At 63.5% G+C, this 22,174-nt stretch carries 21 protein-coding genes and 1 pseudogene; 11 read left to right on the top strand and 11 right to left on the bottom strand.

The window, feature by feature from the left end; genetic code table 11:
• Positions 1 to 53 precede the first annotated feature (53 nt).
• Entirely contained in the window at positions 54 to 686 is a 633-nt protein-coding gene (locus tag X739_RS142975) for a LysE family translocator (RefSeq protein ID WP_023774551.1), read from the top strand.
• Between the two features lie 4 nt (positions 687 to 690).
• Here the strand turns inward: X739_RS142975 and X739_RS142980 are convergent, their stop codons facing one another.
• Complete coding sequence (locus X739_RS142980; RefSeq protein ID WP_023795546.1) at positions 691 to 1,515, bottom strand: DUF2189 domain-containing protein; 825 nt, start codon at positions 1,513 to 1,515, stop codon at positions 691 to 693.
• Positions 1,516 to 1,755: 240 nt separating this feature from the next.
• Here X739_RS142980 and X739_RS142985 point away from each other — a divergent pair, with 240 nt between their 5' ends.
• Together X739_RS142985 and X739_RS142990 are read left to right on the top strand one after the other, a co-directional pair.
• Positions 1,756 to 2,979: a pilus assembly protein TadG-related protein gene (locus X739_RS142985; RefSeq protein WP_023774553.1), complete on the top strand. Its 1,224-nt coding sequence runs from the start codon at positions 1,756 to 1,758 to the stop codon at positions 2,977 to 2,979.
• A 77-nt stretch (positions 2,980 to 3,056) separates the two neighbouring features.
• A complete protein-coding gene (locus tag X739_RS142990; RefSeq protein ID WP_023795545.1) occupies positions 3,057 to 3,587 on the top strand; it encodes a CAP domain-containing protein in 531 nt (176 codons plus the stop codon).
• Between the two features lie 47 nt (positions 3,588 to 3,634).
• On the opposite strand, the gene X739_RS142995 is transcribed toward X739_RS142990, so the two are convergent.
• The 5 genes and pseudogenes from X739_RS142995 to X739_RS143015 form a co-directional block, all read right to left on the bottom strand.
• Positions 3,635 to 5,167, bottom strand: a complete 1,533-nt coding sequence (locus X739_RS142995) for a DHA2 family efflux MFS transporter permease subunit (protein WP_015318371.1) — start codon at positions 5,165 to 5,167, stop codon at positions 3,635 to 3,637.
• A gap of 305 nt (positions 5,168 to 5,472) precedes the next feature.
• The gene (locus tag X739_RS143000; protein ID WP_023774556.1) at positions 5,473 to 6,651 is read right to left on the bottom strand and encodes an HlyD family secretion protein; all 1,179 of its coding nucleotides are present in this window, start codon (positions 6,649 to 6,651) and stop codon (positions 5,473 to 5,475) included.
• Complete coding sequence (locus tag X739_RS143005) at positions 6,648 to 7,127, bottom strand: MarR family transcriptional regulator (RefSeq protein WP_023795544.1); 480 nt, start codon at positions 7,125 to 7,127, stop codon at positions 6,648 to 6,650. The genes X739_RS143000 and X739_RS143005 overlap by 4 nt, the downstream gene beginning before the upstream one ends.
• A gap of 171 nt (positions 7,128 to 7,298) precedes the next feature.
• A pseudogene (locus tag X739_RS143010) lies at positions 7,299 to 7,502 on the bottom strand (iron chelate uptake ABC transporter family permease subunit); the annotation flags it as partial.
• A gap of 184 nt (positions 7,503 to 7,686) precedes the next feature.
• Positions 7,687 to 8,712: a LacI family DNA-binding transcriptional regulator gene (locus X739_RS143015; protein ID WP_023782971.1), complete on the bottom strand. Its 1,026-nt coding sequence runs from the start codon at positions 8,710 to 8,712 to the stop codon at positions 7,687 to 7,689.
• Positions 8,713 to 8,881: 169 nt separating this feature from the next.
• Here X739_RS143015 and X739_RS143020 point away from each other — a divergent pair, with 169 nt between their 5' ends.
• From X739_RS143020 to X739_RS143045, 6 genes are all read left to right on the top strand, one after another.
• On the top strand, positions 8,882 to 9,913 hold the full coding sequence (locus tag X739_RS143020; protein ID WP_023795542.1) for a Gfo/Idh/MocA family oxidoreductase: 1,032 nt from the start codon (positions 8,882 to 8,884) through the stop codon (positions 9,911 to 9,913).
• Between the two features lie 2 nt (positions 9,914 to 9,915).
• Entirely contained in the window at positions 9,916 to 10,821 is a 906-nt protein-coding gene (locus X739_RS143025) for a sugar phosphate isomerase/epimerase (protein WP_023795541.1), read from the top strand.
• A 95-nt stretch (positions 10,822 to 10,916) separates the two neighbouring features.
• On the top strand, positions 10,917 to 11,930 hold the full coding sequence (locus X739_RS143030; RefSeq protein WP_023795540.1) for a substrate-binding domain-containing protein: 1,014 nt from the start codon (positions 10,917 to 10,919) through the stop codon (positions 11,928 to 11,930).
• Between the two features lie 85 nt (positions 11,931 to 12,015).
• Positions 12,016 to 12,813: an ATP-binding cassette domain-containing protein gene (locus X739_RS143035; protein ID WP_023795539.1), complete on the top strand. Its 798-nt coding sequence runs from the start codon at positions 12,016 to 12,018 to the stop codon at positions 12,811 to 12,813.
• Positions 12,810 to 13,862: an ABC transporter permease gene (locus X739_RS143040; RefSeq protein WP_023795538.1), complete on the top strand. Its 1,053-nt coding sequence runs from the start codon at positions 12,810 to 12,812 to the stop codon at positions 13,860 to 13,862. Before X739_RS143035 ends, X739_RS143040 begins: the two co-directional genes overlap by 4 nt.
• Positions 13,863 to 14,013: 151 nt before the next feature.
• The gene (locus tag X739_RS143045) at positions 14,014 to 14,847 is read left to right on the top strand and encodes an AraC family transcriptional regulator (RefSeq protein ID WP_023782966.1); all 834 of its coding nucleotides are present in this window, start codon (positions 14,014 to 14,016) and stop codon (positions 14,845 to 14,847) included.
• A gap of 7 nt (positions 14,848 to 14,854) precedes the next feature.
• Here X739_RS143045 and X739_RS143050 read toward each other — a convergent pair whose 3' ends face one another.
• The 4 genes from X739_RS143050 to X739_RS143065 form a co-directional block, all read right to left on the bottom strand.
• On the bottom strand, positions 14,855 to 15,805 hold the full coding sequence (locus X739_RS143050) for a helix-turn-helix domain-containing GNAT family N-acetyltransferase (protein WP_023795537.1): 951 nt from the start codon (positions 15,803 to 15,805) through the stop codon (positions 14,855 to 14,857).
• 76 nt (positions 15,806 to 15,881) lie between these two features.
• Positions 15,882 to 17,027: an alanine racemase gene (locus tag X739_RS143055; protein ID WP_023795536.1), complete on the bottom strand. Its 1,146-nt coding sequence runs from the start codon at positions 17,025 to 17,027 to the stop codon at positions 15,882 to 15,884.
• Complete coding sequence (locus X739_RS143060) at positions 17,024 to 18,325, bottom strand: D-arabinono-1,4-lactone oxidase (protein WP_023795535.1); 1,302 nt, start codon at positions 18,323 to 18,325, stop codon at positions 17,024 to 17,026. The genes X739_RS143055 and X739_RS143060 overlap by 4 nt, the downstream gene beginning before the upstream one ends.
• 5 nt (positions 18,326 to 18,330) lie before the next feature.
• Positions 18,331 to 19,518 carry an MFS transporter gene (locus X739_RS143065; protein ID WP_023795534.1) on the bottom strand — a complete coding sequence of 396 codons (1,188 nt, stop codon included), beginning with the start codon at positions 19,516 to 19,518 and terminating at the stop codon, positions 18,331 to 18,333.
• A gap of 124 nt (positions 19,519 to 19,642) precedes the next feature.
• Between X739_RS143065 and X739_RS143070 the strand changes: the two genes are divergently transcribed.
• Positions 19,643 to 20,269, top strand: a complete 627-nt coding sequence (locus tag X739_RS143070; RefSeq protein WP_023774570.1) for a TetR/AcrR family transcriptional regulator — start codon at positions 19,643 to 19,645, stop codon at positions 20,267 to 20,269.
• Positions 20,270 to 20,287: 18 nt separating this feature from the next.
• Here X739_RS143070 and X739_RS143075 read toward each other — a convergent pair whose 3' ends face one another.
• Positions 20,288 to 21,055, bottom strand: a complete 768-nt coding sequence (locus X739_RS143075; RefSeq protein WP_245273930.1) for a hypothetical protein — start codon at positions 21,053 to 21,055, stop codon at positions 20,288 to 20,290.
• A gap of 51 nt (positions 21,056 to 21,106) precedes the next feature.
• On the opposite strand from X739_RS143075, the gene X739_RS143080 reads away from it, so the two are divergent.
• On the top strand, positions 21,107 to 22,024 hold the full coding sequence (locus tag X739_RS143080) for a methyltransferase domain-containing protein (protein ID WP_245273929.1): 918 nt from the start codon (positions 21,107 to 21,109) through the stop codon (positions 22,022 to 22,024).
• The last annotated feature ends 150 nt before the right edge of the window (positions 22,025 to 22,174 follow it).

Below are 22,174 nucleotides of genomic sequence, written 5' to 3'. Positions count from 1 at the left end.
AGATTGGCCGCTCGCATGGTCTCTCATCATCGCGGCAGGCTGGGGAACGAACAATGCCCGACACCGGCAACCATCTTGCCTTCGCGCTGGTCTGCCTCGGCATGGTGCTGACGCCGGGTCCGAACATGATCTATCTGATCTCGCGCTCACTGTCGCAAGGGCCCAAGGCAGGACTGATCTCGCTTGGCGGGGTTGCGGTCGGTTTCCTGTTCTACGTGCTGTCGGCAGCGTTCGGCATCACGGCGCTGCTGATCGCGGTGCCCTATGCCTATGATGTGCTGCGCTTTGCCGGCGTACTCTACCTCTTGTGGCTGGCTTGGCAGGCCGTGAAACCGGGCGGACGCTCGCCATTCCAAGTGCGCGACCTGCCGAAAGACCGGCCGCGCAAGCTGTTCGCCATGGGATTGATGACCAATCTGCTCAATCCCAAGGTGGCCGTTCTCTATCTGTCGCTGCTGCCGCAGTTCATCAGCCCCGGCAAGGGCCATGTCCTGTCGCAGCTTCTGGTGCTGGGCGCGACGCAGATATCGATCAGCCTCAGCGTCAACGCCGTCATCGCGCTGACGGCCGGCTCGATCGCCACATTCCTCGCCGGACGACCGCTATGGCTGGTCATCCAGCGCTGGTTGATGGGAACCGTGCTGACGGCGCTGGCGCTGAAGATGGCGACCGACGCGCAGCGCTGAAGCGTCACATCGGCCGGCGCGGCGGCCGGATCTGCGCCGGCTCGACCACCTTGCGGTAGAGATGCCAGGTCGCGTGGCCGAGAATCGGCATGACGACGGCCAGACCGGCAAACAGCGGGATCGAGCCGATCACCAGCAGCACCGCGACGATGAGGCCCCATAGCGCCATCTGCAGCGGATTTGCCATGACCGCGCGCGCCGAGGTCTCTATCGCCGAAACGGCGCCGACATCCCGATCGAGCAAGAGCGGGAAGGCAACGACCGTGGTCGCCAGCACGACCACCGCGAAGACCAGGCCGGCCGCGTTGCCGAGAAGGATCAGCCTCCAGCCCTTGCTGGTCGTCGACACATCCCGCAGGAAGGCCCCGACCGAGGCCGGCGGCTCGCCGCCGAAGAGGCTGGTGTAGATCGACTGCGCCGTGAACAGCCACAACAGGAACAGCGCGAACAGCATGATGCCGATAACCGCTATCGAGGGCAGCGCCGATGAATGACGAACATCGAGCGCATGCCGCCAGTTGGTGTTCATGCCGAGCTCGCGCCGGCGGCTGATCTCATAGAGCCCGATCGCGGCGAACGGTCCGACCAGGGCAAAGCCCGACATCAAGGGATAGACGAGCTGGATGGCGTTGGAGCCGGACGTCCACTGCGTCAGGATCAGGCCGGCGACCGGATAGATCAGGCACAGGAACACGTAATGCGAGGGCTTGGCCCAGAAGTCCTCGGCGCCAAGCCTGAGCGCGTCCCTGAGGTCCGCCGTGGAAATTCTGCGGATCGCAGGTTGCACATGCATCCCGTACGCGTCCGCCATGACATGAAAGCCGGCCATAACCTTCCTCCGTTTTTCTCGGGGGGCGGTCACCGCCTAGGGTGGCTGCCCGTAGCTGCCACTTCAAGAACGCTCGCATAATAGCCGATCTTCCCGGGATTGTCGCCGCGCCTCATAAGGTTCACTCGTCTGGCGAACCACTGAGTTCATTTTAGAATCCATGCATTTTAGCTATTGCTTAAATTACTCGTAGAGACCCACAGCGTATCACCTGAGCTTTACAAACGTTGGCGTGGGGCGATGTTCACATTGAAGGGCTTCTGGTCTTGCGAACGGGGCAATTTCGCCATGGCGACCGCCGTAGCCTTGCTGCCGATAATGGCTGTCGTCGCCGGCACCCTCGACCTGACGGGGACGAGCGATGACGCCGCGCAACTGCAGAACTCGCTCGACGCGGCTGGCCTTGCCGTCGGTACCAAATACCTGCCCAGCATGAGCGCGAGCGATGTCCAGGGGCTTGGGCTGACATTCTTCGCAGCCAATTTGAGCATTGCCGACCAGCAGGAATATTCAGACAGCGTTTCCGCCTTTTCGGCCACCGCCAGCGGCGATCCGAGCGCCTATTACATCTCGCTGTCGTCCGGCATCAACCGTCCGAGCTTCATCAATGGCGCTGCCCCCTGGCCAGCTCAACGGTCGGCGACGGTCAAGATGCACCCGGGCGCGCAGGCCTGCGTGCTGGCGCTCGATCCGCATGCGTCGGCGGCGGTGAGCCTGCAAGGCTCGACCGATGTCGCCATGAGCAACTGCGTGATCGCGGCAAACTCGGACGCATCCGACGCCGTCAGCAGGGGCGGTTCCGCGCAGGTTTCGGCGGGCTGCGTATCGGCCGTCGGCGGCACTTCCGGGCTTTCTCCGCCCGCTGCCGATCTCACCTGCGGCGCGCCGCTCGAACATCAATATGCGTCCTTCGATCCCCTCGCCGATATCGTCCCTCCCCCCTACACACTTTGCCTGCCGGTGCCGAACGGCAAAACCTACACGCTGTCGCCCGGCACCTATTGCGACAAGACATTGTCAGGAAACATCACGCTCAACCCGGGCGTCTACATCTTGCGCGGCGTCACCCTGAAGCCGGGCGGGAATGGCAGCCTGACCGGCCAGGGCGTAACCATATTCCTCACGGAAGGGGCACAGATCACCATAAACGCAAATGAAAAGGTGAACCTTTCCCCGCCGACCAGCGGGCCTTACGCCGGCATCACGATCTTCCAGAGCCGCGGGAACATTTCGGCCTTGACCCTGAATGGCGGCGCAAATTCGGTGATCAGCGGATTCGTCTATGCGCCTGACGCGGCCGTTTCGTTTGCCGGCAACTCGGATATGAGTGGTCAGGGGGACTGCCTGAGGCTTGTTGGCTTGACCGTGCAGATGACAGGCAACTCTTCCATCAAGACCGACTGCACGGCGGTGTTCGGAAATCGAGAGATGTACTCCAGCCGCCTCATCACGCTTGTGAACTAGCGGCCAATGGCCGCTTCGATCGAGATTTTTCACCGCCTGCCCGGCAAAAGCCATGATCGCGACCGAGTCAGGCACGCATGACCACTTCGAAAATCGATTGCGATCGGATCGCGAACTTGAACAGGCGCACCTGGCTCAAGACGGCTGGGCTCAAGGCGGCTGGCCTGGCGGCCTTGCTTGGGCTTGCCGCCTGCAGCACCGTCTCGCTGCCGACAGGGCAAGGCGCCGGGGTTTCCTCCTCGGCAACCGGCACGCTGGCAAGCCTGCGCGCCACGGCCGGGCGCGGCCCGCTGACCCCCGACGCGCAGTTGGAGCAAGCAGCATTGCAGCAGGCCGGCTACATGGCGAAGCGTGAAAACATGAGCCACACCACCGGCTGGGGCAAGGATTTCGCCTCGCGCATGAGGGACAATGGCGTGCACGGCGCCGCGGCCGAGAACATCGCGGCCGGCCGCTTCGACCAACAGAAGCTGTTCGATATCTGGATGCATTCGCAGGGGCACCGGCGCAACATACTCGATCCGGACTTCAGCCGCTTTGGACTTGCCTACGTTCGTGACGGCCGCGACCCCAACCTGCGCTACTGGTCGCTGGTGCTCGGCAGGTAGCAAAGACATCGCCGGCAGCGGCCATCCACTGACGAACAGCCGCTACATCAGTCCATATGGGCGGCAGGCGCGCCGCCGGCCGGCGCCGTTTTCGGCTTGCGCAGCAGGAAGACGAACGGGATGGCGGCCAGCGTCATGATCATCAGAATTTTGAAGTCGTTGACGTAAGAGATCATCATGGCCTGCAGATTGACCATGCGGTCGACCTGCGACAGTGCCGTCGGATCGCCGCCGGCGGCCGCCGGCGAAACCGCCCAGAGATTGGGATTGAACGGGTTGATGAAGGTTGAAAGCTCGGCATGGTTGATCTGCGTGTTGCGCACCAGCAGCACGGTCACGACCGACACGCCGATCGACGAGCCAAGATTTCGCACTAGGCTGAACAATGAGGTTGCATCGGTGCGGTAGCGGGCGTCGAGCGTGGCGAAGGCAACCGTCGACAGCGGCACGAACACCATGCCCATGCCCAGGCCCTGGATCACGCCGGAGCTGAGGATCAGCCAGTTGTCCATCTGCGGGGTGAAGCTGGCCATGGTGTAGAGCGACTGCGCGGTCAGGAGGAAACCGATGACGACGAGAATCCTGGCATCGACCTTGCCCATGATGCGCCCGACGACGAGCATGGAAATCATGGTGCCGACACCGCGCGGCCCAATGACGATGCCGATGGTGACCGTCGGATAGCCGAAGATGGTCGACAGCATCGGCGGCAGCAGCGACATCGAGGCCAGGATCAGCACGCCCATGACGAAGATGAATGCCAGCCCGGTGACAAAGTTGCGATCGAGGAAAATCTTCGGATCGATGAAGGGATGTTCCGATGTCATCGTGTGGATGATGAACACCCAGAAGCCGGTGAGCGAAAGACCAAGCTCGATCCAGATCTCGACCGAGGAAAACCAGTCGACCTCGCCACCGCGATCGAGCATCAGCTGCAGGGCGCCGACGCCGAGCGATATCATGGCAAAGCCGAAGAAATCGAAGCTGCGCACCCGCCTGGCGACCGCCGGCAGATAGGCCGCCATGCCAAGAAAGGCGACGATGCCGACCGGCAGGTTGATGAAGAACACCCAGCGCCAGTTGAAATTCTCGGTCAGCCAGCCGCCGAGCGTGGGGCCGAGGATCGGTCCCAGCATGATGCCGGCGCCCCATATGGCCATCGCCTGACCATGGCGCTCCTTGGGGTTGATGTCGAGCAGGAAGGTCTGCGACAGCGGCACGATCGCGGCGCCGAACACACCTTGCATCAGCCGGAAAAGCACGATGGTTTCCAGGCTCCACGCCAGGCCGCATAACATCGAGAAGATTGTGAAGCCGACCACCGCCGTCAGGAACAGTTCCTTGCGGCCGAAACGGTCGGCGAGCCAGCCGGTGACAGGGGTCATGATGGCGGCGGCGACGATGTAGGAGGTCAGCACCCAGTTGATGTTGTCGGGCGAGGCGCCGAGATCGCCGGTCATGGTCGGCAGCGCGACGTTGGCGATGGTGGTGTCAAGCGCCTGCATGATCGTCGCCAGCATGAGCGCGACCGTGATCAGGCCACGATGCGGCACTTCTTTGAATGGTTCGGACGTGCTCATGGGGCAGAACTTCCAGAAGGTAACAGAAACGTGTACAACGGGTTTCCGGGCGGCGAAGCCTTCCGTCGAGAGACCTTCGTCGCGGTGGGACGCGATTGTCGATGTGGGGGTTACATCGACTGAAAGTCTCTGATGAGCGGATGCCTGCCGCCCGGAAACCCGAGGACCGACAGGTCCGTGTCGAAGATTTCAGATTTTGGACGCCTGCCACGCGGCTAGGCCCAAACGCTGATCCTTTCCACCCCTCCCGTCAGACCAATCCTCCAACTCGCTTTAACCCGCCTGGTGCCCGCGGGCTGCGCCGACTACTTCGCGGGCTCGCCGGCCGTAGCGTGACCGAAGATCGATGGCCAGCCACGCGCGACGCCCGTATCGACCGTAACAGAGGCGCTCATGCCGGTGCGCAGCGCCATCTTGGCGTCGGGGTCGGTCAGTTCCAGGCGCACCGGGATGCGCTGGGTGACCTTGACCCAGTTGCCGGTGGCGTTCTGGGCGGGCAGCAGCGAGAAGTCCGCGCCGGTACCGGCACCGATAGCCCTGACCGTCGCCTCGAAGGTCCTGCCCGGATAGGTGTCGACCACGATCTCCGCCTTCTGGCCCGGCTTCATGTTGGTCAGTTGGGTTTCCTTGAAATTGGCGTCGACCCAGGTGTCGCCGGTCTCGACCAGCGCAAACAATGGCGTGCCGGAGCCGACATACTGGCCGACCTTGAAGGACGCGGCTTGATAGACGACACCATCGGCAGGCGCCTTCACCGTCGTTTGCTCCAGATCATAGGCAGCCTTGTCGCGCGCCGCCAGCGCCGACATCACCGTCGGATGCTTGTCGGTTTCGATGTCGGGGTTGCCGCCGAGTGCCGCCTTGGCGCTGACGATGCCTTGCTCGGCAACAGCCAGTTGCTGCCTGGCTTTGTCGAGATCGTTCTTGGCCTGATCCAGCGACGACTTGGCGTTGATGCCCTTCTGGGCAAGATCGGCGGCGCGATCGAATTGCGACTGCGCATAGTCGACCTCGCTGGCAGCGGACTTCTGCTGCGACAGCGCCTGGCTATAGGCCGCGCGCAACTGCTCGACATTGAGGCGCGCGGTAGCGACCGCGGCGTCCGCCTGGGCGAGCGCGATCCGGTAGGGCTCGGGATCGATGGCGAACAGGAGCTCGCCGTGCTTGACCGTCTGGTTGTCCGATATGGCGACCTGGACGATGCGACCGGCCGTATCAGAGGCGATCGACACCTTGGCCTGCTGCAGATTGGCGTTTTCCGTTTCCTGGTAGCGCCCGCCCGTCACCCAGACATAGCCGCCGCCGATGATCAATGCCGCCGGCAAGGCGAACATCAAGAAGAAGCGGCCGATGCGGCGCTTCTTCTTCGGCGCCGGTGCGGGTTGCACGGGAGGAGCGACCGCGACCGGGGTTGATGCCGGTTGGACCGGCTTTTCCATCTCCACCTTGGGAGCGTTTTCTTCTACCTTGGCTACCGCGTTCATGCTGTCGCACCTTCCGCACTCTTGATCTTTTCAAGCGACGAAGCTTCGCTTTCCGTCAGATTTTGCACGATTACATCCAGCGCCCGGATCAGGACGCGCCGGTCTTCCGGCGAAACGCCGCTGAGCGATTCCTCATAGACCTCGCCAGCAAGGCTCTTGACCTCCGCATAGGCCGCATTCGCCTTCTCGGTCGGGAAGATCATGCGCACGCGCCGGTCGGCCGCGTCGGAGCGGCGTTCGATCCAGCCGCCCTCCTCCATCCGGTCCACCAGGCGTGAAACGCTGATCGGCTCGATTTCCAGCAGTTCGGCGAGCCGCGCCTGTGCAACGCCCGCCTCCTTGGCAACGCGGACCAGAAGCCGCCATTGCGCCGAAGACAGGCCGAGCCCGCTGGCACGCGCCTCAAAGCGCTTGCGCATCAGGCGTTGCACGTCGTGGATCAAAAATCCCAATCTATCGACGCCATCCGAAACCATGAGCGATATATATAATAAGCGTGCTTACTATTCAAGATGGCATTTCGCGATGAAAGCCGGCAAACACGTATGGCGGACCTGCAACTCGATCCTGGTTGGCGCCGCGTGAACGCCGTACCCGTCCGCGACAACGCCTGAAAGCCACGGAAGATGCCTTTGTCAAAGGCGGTTTCAGACAATCATGATAACGACGAAGAACGCGCCGAACGAGCTGGTGATGATGCCGATCGGCGGTTCCTGCGGCGGCAGCAAGGTCCGAGCCAGAAGATCGCTTGCCAAAAGGAGCACCGCCCGGAACAGCGCGCTGCTTGCGATCAGGCGCTGGTGCAAGGGACCGGCCAGCCGCCGCGACAGATGCGGGATCATCGGTCCGACACAGATCGCCAGGATCGTGCGCGGCAGCCGCAGGTCGACGACGATCTTGCCGACGGTCTAACCGCGTTCCCTTTTTCGCCCCTCGCCTTTCGGCCTGGGACCATCACGAGCCGCAGCCTAGGCCGCGCGCGGCGGCGAGCCAAGGCGGCGGTCTTTGTCATGTTGTAACAATACAGGCATGTGGTCAGTCACTGTCACGCGCGACCAGTTCCAGCGGCCAGACTTCCCGGATGGTCTGCGGCCCCTCGCTGCCGGCGAAAGCCGGCAGCGAGGCGAGCAGGATTTCGCCGAGCCGCCGTCCCATCGGCTCCAATGCCGGACGGAAAGCGGTCAGCGCCGGGGAGAAATAGCGGCAGAGCGGCGTATCGACGATGACGATCACCGCGATGCCCTGGCCGGGCATGATCCCCATCTCGGCAAGCGCCTTGCAGCCGCCGAGCGCCATCGCGTCATTGTTGAAGATGATCGCTGTGGGCGGATCCTTCGAGCGCATGACTTGCGGCGTCACCGCGTACCCGCCGGCTTCGTTGATGAAGCCGTCGGCTATCAGCTCGGGATCGATGTCGATGCCGTGCCGCCGCAGCGCCTTGCGATAGCCATCAAGAAACAGATAGCCGAAGTTTAGGTCGAGCGACGGCCGGATGGCGGCGATGCGGCGGTGGCCGCGTGCAACTAGGCGGTCGACTGCGTCGGCGCCCGCCTTCTCGAAATCGAGGTCGAGCGAGGGATAGGTCTCGTCACCCGACTGGCTTCGGCCAAGCGTCGCAAACGGAAAGCCGGCGCTGCTGAGATAGTCGATGCGATCGTCCTCACGCCGGGTCCAGGCCAGCAGCACGGCATCGGCGCGGCGTGTCTCGACGACCCGTCGCAGGCGCTCCTGCTGATAATCGGCGGGCGCGCCCATGACGATGATCAGGTCGAGCCCGTGCTCGGCCAGTGCCGCTTGCAGCCCGCTCAGAAACGGAATGAAAAACGGCTCGCCATATTGCTGATCGCCCGGGTGGGGCTGCAGCATGAAAGCAACGGCATGGGTGGTGCCTCGGCGCAGGTTCCTGCCCGACTGGTTGGGTGAATAGTTGAGTAGGCGCGCCGCATCGAGCACGCGCTGCCGCGTCTCGGCATTGACATCGGCGCGCCCATTGAGCGCGCGGGACACCGTGCCGATCGAAATATTCAAATGACGCGCAAGATCGTGAATGCTGGATGCCAAGACCAATCCCCTTCCGTTCCCGCTAACATTAGCGGACCTTGCGGCCAAGGCCACACAGACGAACGGCCCACAAATCCGGTTGACATTCTACGCCTTCGGGTGTGTCATCGTAAACGTTTACGGAAGGTCCGTGAATGCCAACCGGGAGGGGTTGGCGGAGGAGCGCCGGATGCTGCACGTCGTCCTGGTCGGGTGCGGAGCCATGAGCAAAACGTGGCTCGAGGCCGCCCGTCAGTCCCCTGAAATCAGGATTGCCGGTCTCGTCGACCTCGACGCCGACAGGGCACGCCAGCGAGCCCGCGAATACGAACTTGCAGGGGTCGCGATCGGCACCGATCTCGACGTCATTCTGGATCAGACCAAAGCCGATGCGGTGTTCGACGTGGTCGTTCCGGCCGCCCGCCGCCAGGTGGCCAATTCGGCCTTTGCCCATCACTGTCACCTGCTGACGGAAAAGCCCCTCGCCGACAGTCCGGCCAACGCCCGCGCCATCGTCGACGCCGCGCGGCGCGCCGGCCGCGTCCACGCCGTCGTCCAGAACCGCCGCTATGTCGCCAATGTCCGGCGCATCCGTCGCTTTCTCGATTCCGGCGCCATCGGCGCGCCGACCAGCATCCACGCGGATTTTTTCGTGGCGCCGCATTTTGGCGGCTTTCGGGAAGAGATGCGTCACGTGCTGTTGCTCGACATGGCGATCCACACCTTCGATGCCGCTCGCTACATGGTCAACGGCGAACCGGCCGACGTCTATTGCCAGGAATGGGAGCCGGCCAATTCCTGGTATCGGCAAGGGTCGTCGGCAAGCGCCACTTTCGAGCTCGGCCGAAACAGGATGTTCACCTATCGGGGCAGCTGGTGCGCCGACGGCTTTCGCACCAGTTGGGAGGGCAGCTGGCGTATCGTCGGTGAGCGCGGCAGCCTGATCTGGGACGGCCATGACGAGGTGAAGGCGGAAGTCGTGCTGCCGGAGCGCGAAGGCCTGATCGACAAGGTCGGGCCGGTGAGGGTGCCTCCCCTCGATCCGTCCGACCGTATCGGCGGGCATCTCGGGGTCATTGCCGACTTCGTGCAAGCCGTGAAAACCGGCACCGAGCCGGAGACGCGGGGCTCGGACAACATCAAGAGCCTGGCCATGGTCTTCGCGGCGATCGAGAGCGCCGAGACCGGTCGTCGCGTGAACATCGCATCGCAGGAAGGATGACCATGCCGAACCCGCTTCTCGACATCAGGATCGGCACCATGGTGCGGGCCAATCTCGAAGACCCGGCCGCCTATGTCAGGCAAATCCTGCCGCTCGGCTTCGAGAGCATCCAGCCCTTCTTCTGGCAGACGCTCGGCGGCAAGGATCTGGCGCGGCTCGCCGGAGAGATTGAAGAGGCGATCGGCAATGCCGACGTCACCGTCAGTTCGATCGGCATGTTCGGCAATCCGCTCGAGAGCGGCGACACCGACCGCGGCGTGCTCGATGCCTGGAAAACGGTCATCGACAACGCCCATCTGTTCGGCACCACGCTGGTCAGCGGCTTCACCGGCCGCATCCGCGGGAAACCGCTGACCGACAGCCTACCGCGCTATCGCGAGGTATGGGGCGAACTGGCCAGACGCGCCGCCGACAAGGGCGTGCGCATCGCCTTCGAGAACTGCGCCATGGACGGCAATTGGGCCGGCGGAGACTGGAATATCGCCCACAATCCGGATGCCTGGGAGCTGATGTTCAACGAATTGCCCGATGACAATCTCGGTCTCGAATGGGAGCCCTGCCACCAACTCGTCTACCTGATCGATCCGATGCCGCAGATCCGCAAATGGGCGCATCGCATCTTTCATGTCCACGGCAAGGACGCCACGGTGCGCTGGGACGTCATCCGCGAGCACGGCGTGTTCGGCCGCCTGCCCTTCGTGCAGATGCGCACGCCCGGCTTCGGCGACAGCGACTGGACCCGGGTGATCAGTGAACTCAGGCTGGCCGGGTACAAGGGCGCCATCGACATCGAAGGCTGGCACGACCCGGTCTATCGCGGCGACCTCGAGATCACGGGGCAGGCACGCGCCCTGGAGTATCTCAAACTATGCCGGGGAGGTGCGAGCTACCTGCCAAATCCGGCGTGAGGATCGGTCGGCGGGAGGAGCCGGCCGCAAGTGGCATTGCCAAAGCAATCGTTCAAAGGCCCTCGGCTGACGAGGAAAACATGGGAGGAACGTGTATGAGCATCGCGATCAGGACGACACTTCTGCGCACGACCGTCGTGGCAGCAGCCACGGCGCTTACCGCCGCAATCTTCACCTTGCCGGCGCAGGCGCTCGACGCCCAATGGTGCAAGGACGTCCACATCCGCTTCTTCGTCGGCGGCGCCGAGGGCGACGCCTTCGGCACCATCGTCTACAATGGCGCCAAGCAGGCAGCGGCCGATCTCGGGCCCAAGGTCGACTACATCTTCTCCCAGTGGGACGCGGAGAAGATGGTGCAGCAATTGCGCGAAGCGGTCGCGGTCAAGCCCCAGGGCATCGCCATGATGGGCCATCCGGGCGACGCCGCGATCATGCCGCTCGCCGACGAGGCGCATAAGGAGGGCATCAAGATGATGTACCAGAACGTCCCGGTGCCGAAGGTGACGGCGGCATTCGGTGGCGGCTATATCGGCGCGCAGCAGGAACAGCAGGGCCGCGCACTCGGCGCCGAAGCGTTCAAGCTCGGCAAGCTGAAGGCAGGCGACAAGGCGATCATGATCGGCCCGTTCGAGAACGAGAGCCGCGGAGCACGCGAGCGCGGCACGGTGGCGGCCTTGAAGGAGGCGGGCGTCGAAGTCATCCAGCTGTCGTCGCCGCCGAGCGGCGAATGGGCTTCCGACCCCAATCTGGCGATACCGGTGCTTACGGCAGCGCTGCTCAACAATCCTGATGTCAAGGCCGTCGGCTATCCCGGCGGACAGATGCTCGGCAATGTCGCCACCTACATGCAGGCAGCTGGCAGAAAGCCTGGCGACATCTTCAATTTCGGCTTCGACACCAGTCCGCAGATCGTCGAGGGCTTCAAGGGGGGCTGGGTGCAATTGACGGCCGACCAGCAGCCATTCCTGGAGGGCTATCTGCCGATCCTCAGCCTGTGCCAGCAGGTGGTGCTGGGTCTGGCGCCGATGAATGTCGACACCGGCGCCGGTTTCGTCACGCCCGAAAATTACGAGATCGTCGCAGAACTCGCCAAGCAGGCGCTGCGCTGACCTCCCAAGCCGCCGGCCGGGATCAGGCCCGGCCGGCGGGGCCGCTGGCGAGAAGGCTGGTGCCAGACAATCAAGCGAGGATGCGATGGCCGAACGTCTCATAGAACTGCGCGATATCGCCAAGTCCTACGGCCATGTCTACGCACTTGGCGGGGTCAACCTCAGCGTCGATCGCGGCGAGGTGGTCGGCCTCATCGGCGACAACGGCGCCGGCAAGTCGACGCTGATCAAGATCCTCTCCGGTGTGGTCAAGCCGACCAGCGGCGAGATCCTCATCCGCCGCAAGCCGGTGACCGGATGGAATGCGGCACGTTCGCGCGAGGCCGGCATTGAAACGGTGTTCCAGGACCGGGCGCTGGCCGTGCAGCAGACGATCGTCCGCAACATCTTCATGGGCCGCGAACTCACCGGCCCTTTGGGCTGGCTGAAGGTCGGCAAGGAAATCGAGGAAGCGAGCCGGCTGATGCGCGAGATCGGCTTCACCTCGAAAGTGTTCACGCCGCATTCGATCGTCGGCCAGCTTTCGGGCGGTGAACGCCAGGGCGTGGCGATCGCGCGCGCCATCTACAAGCAGGCGGAACTGATCGTCCTCGACGAGCCGACGACGGCGCTGTCTCTGACCGAGACCGCCAAGGTCTTCCATTTCGTGCGCCAGGTGCGGGCGAGCGGCCGCTCCATCCTGTTCATCGGCCATAACATCCATCATGTCTTCGACATCGCCGATCGCTTCGTGGTGCTGGATCGCGGCAAGGTCGCGCTCACCGCCGACCGCGGCGAGGTCAAGTCGGCCGAAGACCTCATCAACTTCATGGAAGACGTTGCGCATCCGGGCGGGTTGGCTGGGCTGCACGACACCGGCGACGCGGAGCAGAGAGCACGATGAGCAAGACCATGCAGCCCGATCTGCACGAGCCGTCGGCCAGCATTTCCCGCCAAGGCAGTTCCCAGAGCGAGTGGAAGCACCCGTCCGATCACTGGATGCGCGGCTTCATCCTTGACAACCGCGCTTCGCTTGGCACGCTCGGCGTGTTCGTCGTCATGATGGCGGTCTTCATGATCGCCAACCCGACGGTCTTCACAACCTGGTATCTCTACAGCGCCGTGCTCACCACGCTTCCGGTGGCGCTGTTCGTGGTCGTGCCGCTGGTCTTCGTCGTCACCTGCGGCGAGATCGACCTGTCGTTTCCCGCGACGATGGGGTTTGCCTCCTGGGTCTTCGCGCTGGTGGTGCAGGCGGGCTACGATCCGTTCCTCGGCATCGCGGCGGCGCTGGTCACCGGCACGCTGCTCGGCTTCCTCGTCGGGTCGCTGGTGGTCTATGGGGGGCTGTCGTCGCTGATCGCCACGCTCGGGATGAATTTCCTGCTGCGCGGCCTGATTCAGATCATCAATGAGGGCAGATCGACTTCGCTGACCAGCCTTGCCGACAGCTGGGCCTACAGGATCTTCTCCAGCCAGGTGCTGGGCATTCCGGTGCAAATTTTCTGGGCCATCGCCTTCGTCGTCTTTTCGGCGATGCTCTACAACCGCCACCGCTTCGGCGCGCAGGTGAAGGTGGTCGGTGACAACCCCGACAGTGCCCAGCAGATGGGCATCGACGTCAAGCGCGTGCGGGTGAAAGTGTTCGTCTTCGTCGGCATCGGGGCCGCGATCGCCGGCACCTTCTCGGTGATGATCAACTTCACCTGGTGGCCAACCGCCGGCGACGGTTATCTCTTGCCGGTGCTGGCCTCGGTGTTCGTCGGCGGCACGCCGACCTGGGGTGGCATCGGCACCGTGGCCGGCGGCGCGATCGGCGCCGTCACGGTGTCGTTTATCCAAACCGGCGTCGTGGCGGCTGGCCTCAGCGGCTTCTACGTCCAGTTCTTCAACGGGCTGATCATCATCCTCTCCCTGCTTGGCCACAAATGGAACCAGGCGCGCTACCGCTGAACCAGCCGGCTGGCGATCCGAGCCAACGATAGACGACAGGCCGCGCGGACGACACCGCGCGGCCCGATCGCCTATTTGCGCGATGCGCAATTTCGATCAAGCTGGCCGGGCAACGAGGCGCCACAGTGAGGACGCCACATGCGAGGAACACATGAACCCGACCGAGAAGGCGCTATGGTTTGTGGAAAGCCACCTGCCGGAGGCTGTTACGCTCGACGACGTCGCCCAAAGCAGCGGCGCGTCGCGCTTTCATGTGACGCGCGCCTTCGGCGCTGCCACCGGCCGCTCCGTCATGGGTTACATGCGCTCGCGCCGGCTGACCGAGGCGGCGCGAAGGCTGGCCGGCGGCGCGCCCGACATCCTGTGCGTCGCGCTCGACGCCGGCTACAACTCGCATGAGGCATTCACCCGGGCCTTCCGCGACCAGTTCGGCACCACGCCGGAACTGGTGCGCGCGCAAGGTTCGACTGAGACCCTCGACCTTGTGGAGCCCATCCTGATGGACAATTCGCTTTTGACCACACTTGAACCACCGCGGTTCGAGACCAGCCGGCCATTCCTCATCGCCGGACTGGGCGAGCGCTACAGTTGTGAGTCCAGTGCCGGCATTCCAATGCAATGGCAGCGCTTCGCTCCCTATATCGGCCACATCCCCGGGCAAGTGGCCGGCGTTTTCTACGGCGTCTGCCTCAACGGCGACGATGCCGGCAATTTCGATTATGTCGTCGGCGTCGAGGTGCGCGACTTCGCCGATCTGCCGAAGGAATTCCAACGGGTGCGGGTGCCGGCGCGGAAATACGCCGTTTTCACGCATCGCGAACACATCTCGACCATCCGGCGCACGATCAACACCATCTGGAACAGCTGGCTGCCCGCATCCGGCCATGAGGTTGCCGATGCGCCGGAATTCGAGCGCTACGGGCCTGAATTCGATGCCCGCACCGGCAATGGCGGGCTGGAGATCTGGGTGCCGGTCAAGGCATGACGCGCCGCTACAGCTCCAGTTCCCAGTTCTGGCCGATCAGATCGTTGCCGAAGGAATGGTGAGGCTCTTCCTCGATCAGCTTGAAACCGACCGCCTGGTAAATGTGCCGGGCGGCGGTCAGAATGTCGTTGGTCCATAGGGTCAGCGTTCTGTACCCCCTGGCGCGGGCAAAGCCGATGCATTCCTCGACCAGGCGCTTGCCGATGCCGAGACCCCGCGCCGAAGGTTCGACATAGAGCAGCCGCAGCTTGGCCACCTGATCCGACTTGCGCACGACGAAGACCGAGCCGACGACCTCGCCTTCCCGCTCGGCGACCCAGCCGCGCTCCCATTTCGGATCGTAGGATTTTACGAACGCCGCGAGGATTTCGGCGACCAGCGCCTCATAGGTTGCATCCCAGCCATAATCCTGCGCGTAGAGCATGCCTTGCCGGCGGATGATCCAGCCAATGTCGCCGACCTGCAGCGGCCGCAGCAGATAAGGGATTTTGAGCTCGGCATCGACATCCAGCAGACGCTGCACGGTCCGCATAGACTTGACCAGCCGGTCCTGCTCCGACGCAGGCAGACGATCGAGCAGCGCCGCGACCTGATCGTGCGAACCCTTGTTAAGCGGCGCGAAGGCGTTCCTGCCCGCCTGCGTCAGCGCGATCGACGATTGCCGAGCGTCCGAAGCCAGGGTGGCCCTGGAGATGAGGTGAAGGCGCTCGAACTTCTTCAGCAAACGGCTGACATAGCCGGCGTCGAGACCGAGATCGCGCCCGAGATCGGTCGCGGTCAGTCCGTCACGATGCGCCAGTTCGTAGAGCACGCGTGCCTCGGTCAGCGAGAAGGCGCTCTTCAGCAGCCCTTCATCAAGCAGTCCGATCTGGCGGGTGTAGAAGCGGTTGAACGCCCGCACCGCATCGATCAGGTCCTTGTTCGGCGCAGCCTTGTCTGGCTGATGGTGGATTGTCATTCGAGTCATCTCCTGCCGGCACAGGATCGATCATTTACTTGACTGAGTCAACTATCAAGGAAGGTGCCCGAGATGCCTACATCATCGGCAACACCGGCCAGCGGTCGACGATCCTGCCACCGGAAAGCACCGCGATCGGTCCGAACTGCTGCAGCACGGCCTCGCTCTGCGTCGGCCGCAGGAACGCATAGTCGCCGGGCCTGACGACGGCCTGGGCGAGCAGACCCATGAACTGCTGGTTAGAAGATAGGCCAATCAGGCCGTTTGTCGTCATGCCTTCGGGAAACAACGGTTCGGCCATCCACTTGCCGCCATAGACATAGCAGCCCTTGCGCGGAAACCGGCCAAGCGCCTGCAGCAGACGTGAGACCGCCGGCGGGCCAGGCAGCATCGGCTCGACCACTTTCAGGATTGGCGTCGCGATGAAGGCCGCCGGCTGGAAGCCATCAAGGCCGGGCGTATCGAAATCGACGGGTAGGACGAAGGCCGAGCCCATCGACACTTCATTTGCAATGCCGCCATGATGAAGCAGCGCGGTCTTGCTGCCGCCGATGTTCAGGATATGGCGCTGGTCCGCGCCAAGGCGTGCGACGAAAGCGGCGGCCTGTTCGGAGGCTCGCGCCAACGCCTTGGCCGGTCCACCAAACAGGCCGGGTATGTGCGGCGCATGCGCCTCATAGGCCATGACGCCTTCGCAGCGCAGCGCTTTGTGGGTGGGCAGGGCATTCAGCGCCCGCGACAGGGCCGCCGGTTCGGCAAAGCCGCCGCGATGCAGTCCGACATCGATTTCGAATGCGACGCGCAATTCGACGCCGAGTTCGTCGGCGAGCGCGCCATATTCCGCCAGCCTCTCCTGTGTATCGATCAGCCAACAGACCCGCGACCAGGCTAAACCGCCTCTGGAAAGCACCGCCCTTGCCGCGCCAACCGGCATCGGTTTGCCATACAGCAGATCCGCATCCGGGAACTCCCTCAGCACCGCCTCGGTGATCGGCGGATGGAAGGTCATGAGGCGGTGGGTTCCAAGCGCCTTGCCGATATGGGAGAGCAGCGGCAGGCAAGCGAGCGACTTGTCGACCACCCTCACGGCAAGGCTGGGGTCAAGCCTCTGCTTCACCAGGGCAATGTTGCCATCCAGCCGATCGAGGTCGAGCAGCAGGCAGGGTTGGAAAATGCCCGCCTCTTTCAGCGCATCCGAAAGCGTGGCGAAATACGCCTTCATGGCTGGATGCCGAAAGAACTGGGTTCGATGCCGAACAGGTCGGCCATGTATGGCGAGACGAAGCGGTTCTGCGGATCTATGTCGCGGCGCGCCGCCATCGCATCGTCCCAGCGCGGATAGAGCTTTTTCAGGTCGGCCGCTTTCAGGCTGTGCATCTTGCCCCAATGGGGCCTGCCGCCATATCTGCGGAAGATCGGCTCGGCCGCGCGCATGAACGGCAACGGATCGTTCGCTGCGTCATGGTGGATGGCGATGGAACAGGTGAGCCTTTTGTGGAAAGGCGAGAGCCAGAATTCGTCCGATGCCACCGACCGCACTTCCATCGGGAAATAGACTTCCGGGAAATGCTTCTCGGTCAGTTGGATGATCTCGGCCAGCGCCTTCGGCCCCTCCTCGAACGGAAGGTGATATTCCATCTCGTTGAACCTGGTCTGCCGGTCGCTGGCATAGACGTTGAGCCAGTCCTGCACGTAATCCTCGGCCGGCACCTTGGCGACCGCGCCCAGGATCAGCCCGCGGCGCAGCGACGGCAGCCAGGCAAGCCCGGTGCGCAAGCGGCGCAGCGTGCGCAGGGAGCCCTCGTCATCGTCGGTCGGGCGCGGGGTGGTCGCCTCGGTGCTGAAGTCGCTGGCGATGAACTGCGCGTAGCCTGAAAATGGGATGTAGTAAAATTCGGCCGACCGGTGCTCGTTCATCATCGTTTCGAAATCGCGCAGCATGTCGGCTATCGGCAGCACCCATTTGCGGCGCCGCAGCCGGTAGGTCGCGATGTTGTTCAACGTCACTTCGCTGAGCACACCGAAGGCGCCAAGCGCAACGCCGATCGCATGGATCGTTTCCTGATCCCCTTCCCGCTTGAAGTCGCGGACCTTGCCAAGCCCGTCGACGATCTGCACCGTTTCCAGCTGTGTGTGATAGGCACCCAGCGTCGGCCCCGAGCCATGGGTGGCCGTGCCCAGCGCGCCGCCTATCGCCTGGCGGTCGATGTCGCCCATATTGGGCAGGCCCTGGCCGATGCCTTGCAGCATGTGCATGAGCGGACCAAGCCGCGTCCCGGCCCGCACGCGCGCCTGGTTTTTTTTCGCGTCATGAGCAACCAGCCCTTCAAGCTTCTCCAGGGACAGGATGGTGCCTTGGGACTTCACCAATGGCGTGAAGGAGTGACCGGCGCCGACGACGCGGACCGGGCCGGGTGCGGTGCGAATGAGATCGCCGAGTTCGCCGGCATCGGCCGGACTGGCAAGCAGCCGCGGCTCGGCGGTGACAAAGCCGGACCAGTTGCTCCAGCCGTTCGACATGGTGCTCACGCAATCGCGCGGCGACGCCGCGCCACCAGGACAAACAGGCCGAGCAACGCCACGCTGGCGACAGCGCTTGCGGCGGCGAACTCGGGCACCGGGCGAAACTCCTTGCCGTCGATGAGCAGCGACGCCGCGACCGGTCCGATCGCCAGGCCGAAAAGCTGGGCAGCCGGCACCAGCAGCACGGCGGTGCGGGTCTCGTCGGCGGTGATCGCCAGGCGGATCTGGTAGGGCACGATGAACAGCAGGATAAAACCCATGACCAGGGCGACGCCCCAGAATGTCGTGAGGCCAGGTCCGCTGGCAAGCACGAGCGAGGCGACAAGCGCGACGATGCCGATCGCCGCGATTGCAAGGCGATAGTCGATCCGCGCCTCGAACACGGTCGCCGTCATTGCGCCCAGGACCTGCGCCGCGAGGCTGGCCGAGACGATCAGCCCCACCGTGCGGCCATCGATGCCGAATTGGACGCCAAGCGGCTCCAGAAAAGCCCATACGGCGCCGAAGAACATGAAGTAGCAGAAGACCGACAACAGCGCGGTGATCGAGGGAACCGTCAGCACATTGGCGAGGTTTTCGTCCTTCGGCAGATCGGCATATTCGGCGGGGACAGCAAACGCGACCACCAGCGACGCGACGCAGACGACGGCAAGAACGAGGAAGCCGCCCGCCGACCCGGCGGCTGGAATGACATAGAGCGCCAGCACCAGGGCAACAGCGCATTGCGCCAGGGTCTGCATGGTGACGAAATAGCCGCCGATGCGTTCGGCGCGCCGCGAACGGGCAATCAGTTCGGTGGCGACCGCGACAAGGCCGCCTTCGGCAAGGCCGGCCAGCGCGCGGGCCGCCATCAGCGTGTTGGGGCCGGCGGCATAGGCGGTCCACACATTGGCCAGCGCCAAGAGCAGCAGGAGGACGGCACTTTTCCAGCGCATGTTGTGGACGGAAAGCAGCATCGCTACGATCGCCGAACCGATCGCGATGGCGATCATCTCGGCGGTGGCGACCAGCGCCAGTTCGTCGCCGCTGACATGGCCCTCGGTATAGAGGGCGCCGAGCAGGACGGGCTGCAGACCGAGAATGAGCAGGCCGACCGACCCGATCCACAGGGCCGAGGCGAGCTGCCCGCCGCTGGGATTGCCGACCAGCCAGTCGCCTTCGCCCTGAAGACCAGCGCTTGTCGAAGTCAAAGGCGCCTCCCAACGTCCTTGCCGCACGCCAAAAAAGCTGACAGTCTGTCAGCATTCCAGAAACTGATACTTGATCATATTTCTTGTCAACCGGAATTTGGGAACTCGTGCGAAAGATCGGTGCATGAACCAAGCAAGTCGAACGATCACCGAGCCCAGGCGCAGGCCCAAGCAGGAGCGCAGCCGCGAGCGCATCGACGCCATCCTGTCGACCACCATGCGGCTGATCGGCGAGAAGGGCATCGACGCCGTCACCATGAAGGAGGTCGGCATGCATGCGGGCGGGCCGATCGCCACCGTCTACCACTACTTTCCCAACAAGTCGGCGATCCTGGCAATGCTTTATGAGCGGTTTTCCGAAGCCAGCCGCGCGCGATTGACGGCGATCGTCGCCGATGTCCGCGAAGCGCCCGACGTCATCACCGCGTCCGACCGGTTGCTTGACGACTACCTCGGCCGGGTCGCCGGGGATCCGGCCATCCAGGATCTGCAGAACGCCATCCAGGCCGACAAGGCGCTGAAGAATCTCGACATCGCCGAAACCCGGCATCAAGCAAGAATGTTCTGCGACCACGTCATCGCCTTGCTCGAGCCGGAAAAGCACGAGCAATTCGAACGCATGGTTCTGCTGATCTTCCAGCTCGCCGGCGGCGTTGTGCGCCTGGCGCTTGCGCAGGGTGAAGCGGAAGGTCGCCGGACCATCGAGGATTACCGATCGATCATCCACACTCAGTTGCGGCTGTTTCTTTAGCGACCGGCAATTGGGGACCTATCTCGCCCGGCGGATGAGGCCTTCGAAACCATCGGCCAGGTCGGAAGCGCCGGCCGCGAACATCTTCACCAGGTTCTGCGGGCGGCCGGGCGTCTTGTTGGCATCGAGGAGGATGGCCCTGCCCTCATGCATGACGAAATCGAATTTCCCATAGTCGAAGCCGAGTTCACGCCGCCGTTCGCGCAGTTCGTCGGGAACAGCGGCGGGCTCGCGCCGGATCGTTTCCGATGCCTTGACCATGCTGTTTGGCGAGACGTAGCGGGTGCAGCGCTCGCGCTCTCCGCAAAACACCCAGAAGCGCACCGCAAAGCCGTCAGGTTCTTTTTCCGGGATGAACTTTTCCACGACCAGATCATCGCGATCAAGGACGCCATCGGGAACGTCGTCCCGGGATTGGTAGACCTCGTAGGACGGCATGGCCGGCACGTGCGCAAAAGGTGCCGGTTGGCCGGCACGCCTCGACCGCCGATTGAGCCGTGTCTCCGGAATGCCCTGGTTGTTGAGATTGCTTTTGACGATGACCGGGCCCAGCCAGCCGTTGCCCTTGGCCAGAAGCGCTCCGCTTACCCGCCGTTTCGATATATCGGCGGCCCCGACATTGAGGCATAAGGGAAAACTCCGCGCATAGTCGAGATAATCTGCCGGCGTCGTTGTCGCATCGACGTGCAGAACCGCGACATCGGCGCTGGATTGTCCGGAGAGGCCAGGCTGAATCCGGACCGAATGGCCCCTCCTTTTCAGGTCCTCCAGAACATCGAAAAGCATGTAACGGCTATTCCGGCGCAGCAGAAGGCCGCGGTGACCCAGGAACCGGTCATGCTCATGCGTTATGACAATGATGCGCGCCACCAGCTAGCCCCTTGGCTTCCATCCCCACTTCCATTAAGCGGCTCTAATCAATCAATGCCAGACTTTCCTGGACTCCAACGGGTCTGCATGACGAATCATTGGGATAATTATCATCGGCACTGGAAGCTCCTGGACGCCCCGCTCCGGCCGACGCCGGAAACCGTTGGCATATTCGAGCGCGAACTCGATCTCGGAAATGCCGATGTCCTTCTGCTTGGGGTGACACCTGAACTGGCTGTTCTAGGCAGATCGATGTTGGCGATCGATCAATCGGCCACCATGATTTCTGGCGTATGGGCCGGCGACAACACATCGCGAAGGGCGATGGCCGGCAACTGGCTTGACCTCCCGGTCGCGCAGAAAAGTTTCGACGCGGTCATCGGTGACGGCTGCCTGTCGGCGGTCGATACCAAGGCCGCGCGCGGTTCGCTGTTCGGTGAAATCGCAAGGGTACTGAAGCCTGGCGGGCACGCGGCGATCCGCGTGTTCGCTCGGCCGGAAACCGTGGACGGCCTGCGCGGCATCGAAGCTCTGGTCCGAGCCGGCGGAATCGAGAATTTCCACGCGCTCAAATGGCGGATCGCCATGGCGTCCACGACCGTCGATTGCGACAGCAGCGTCGATGTGCAGGCAGTCCGTGCGGCATTCGACAAGCTGTTTCCGGACCGGGAGGCTCTTGCGGCAGACACGGGATGGAGCATGGCATCCATCAACACGATCGATGTCTATGCGGGCTCCGAAACGAGGTACAGCTTCGCGACGCTGGCCATGCTCGTGGACGAGGCGCGAGGTTGGTTCGACCAGGTGCGCGTCGTGCCAAGCGGCAGCTATCCCCTGGCGGAACGTTGCCCGCTCCTGGTGCTCGGTTCTGCCAAGCTTCGATAAGTTCATCGCCATCCTATCAAGAGGCGATTCACGCGCCTTGACTCTGGCAGGCCGGCGGCCTATTTCAGCGCCACGTTAGCACTCGCCTTTGGTGAGTGCTAACCACAGCTCCGGCGCCGCCGGATGTTGTAGGTTGTCCGGCTTCGCCGG

This window comes from Mesorhizobium sp. LNHC209A00 (assembly GCF_000502915.1).
Taxonomy (GTDB): Bacteria; Pseudomonadota; Alphaproteobacteria; order Rhizobiales; family Rhizobiaceae; genus Mesorhizobium.
Note: the sequence above shows the minus strand (reverse complement) of the source record. Positions and strands in the feature narration are given on the sequence as shown.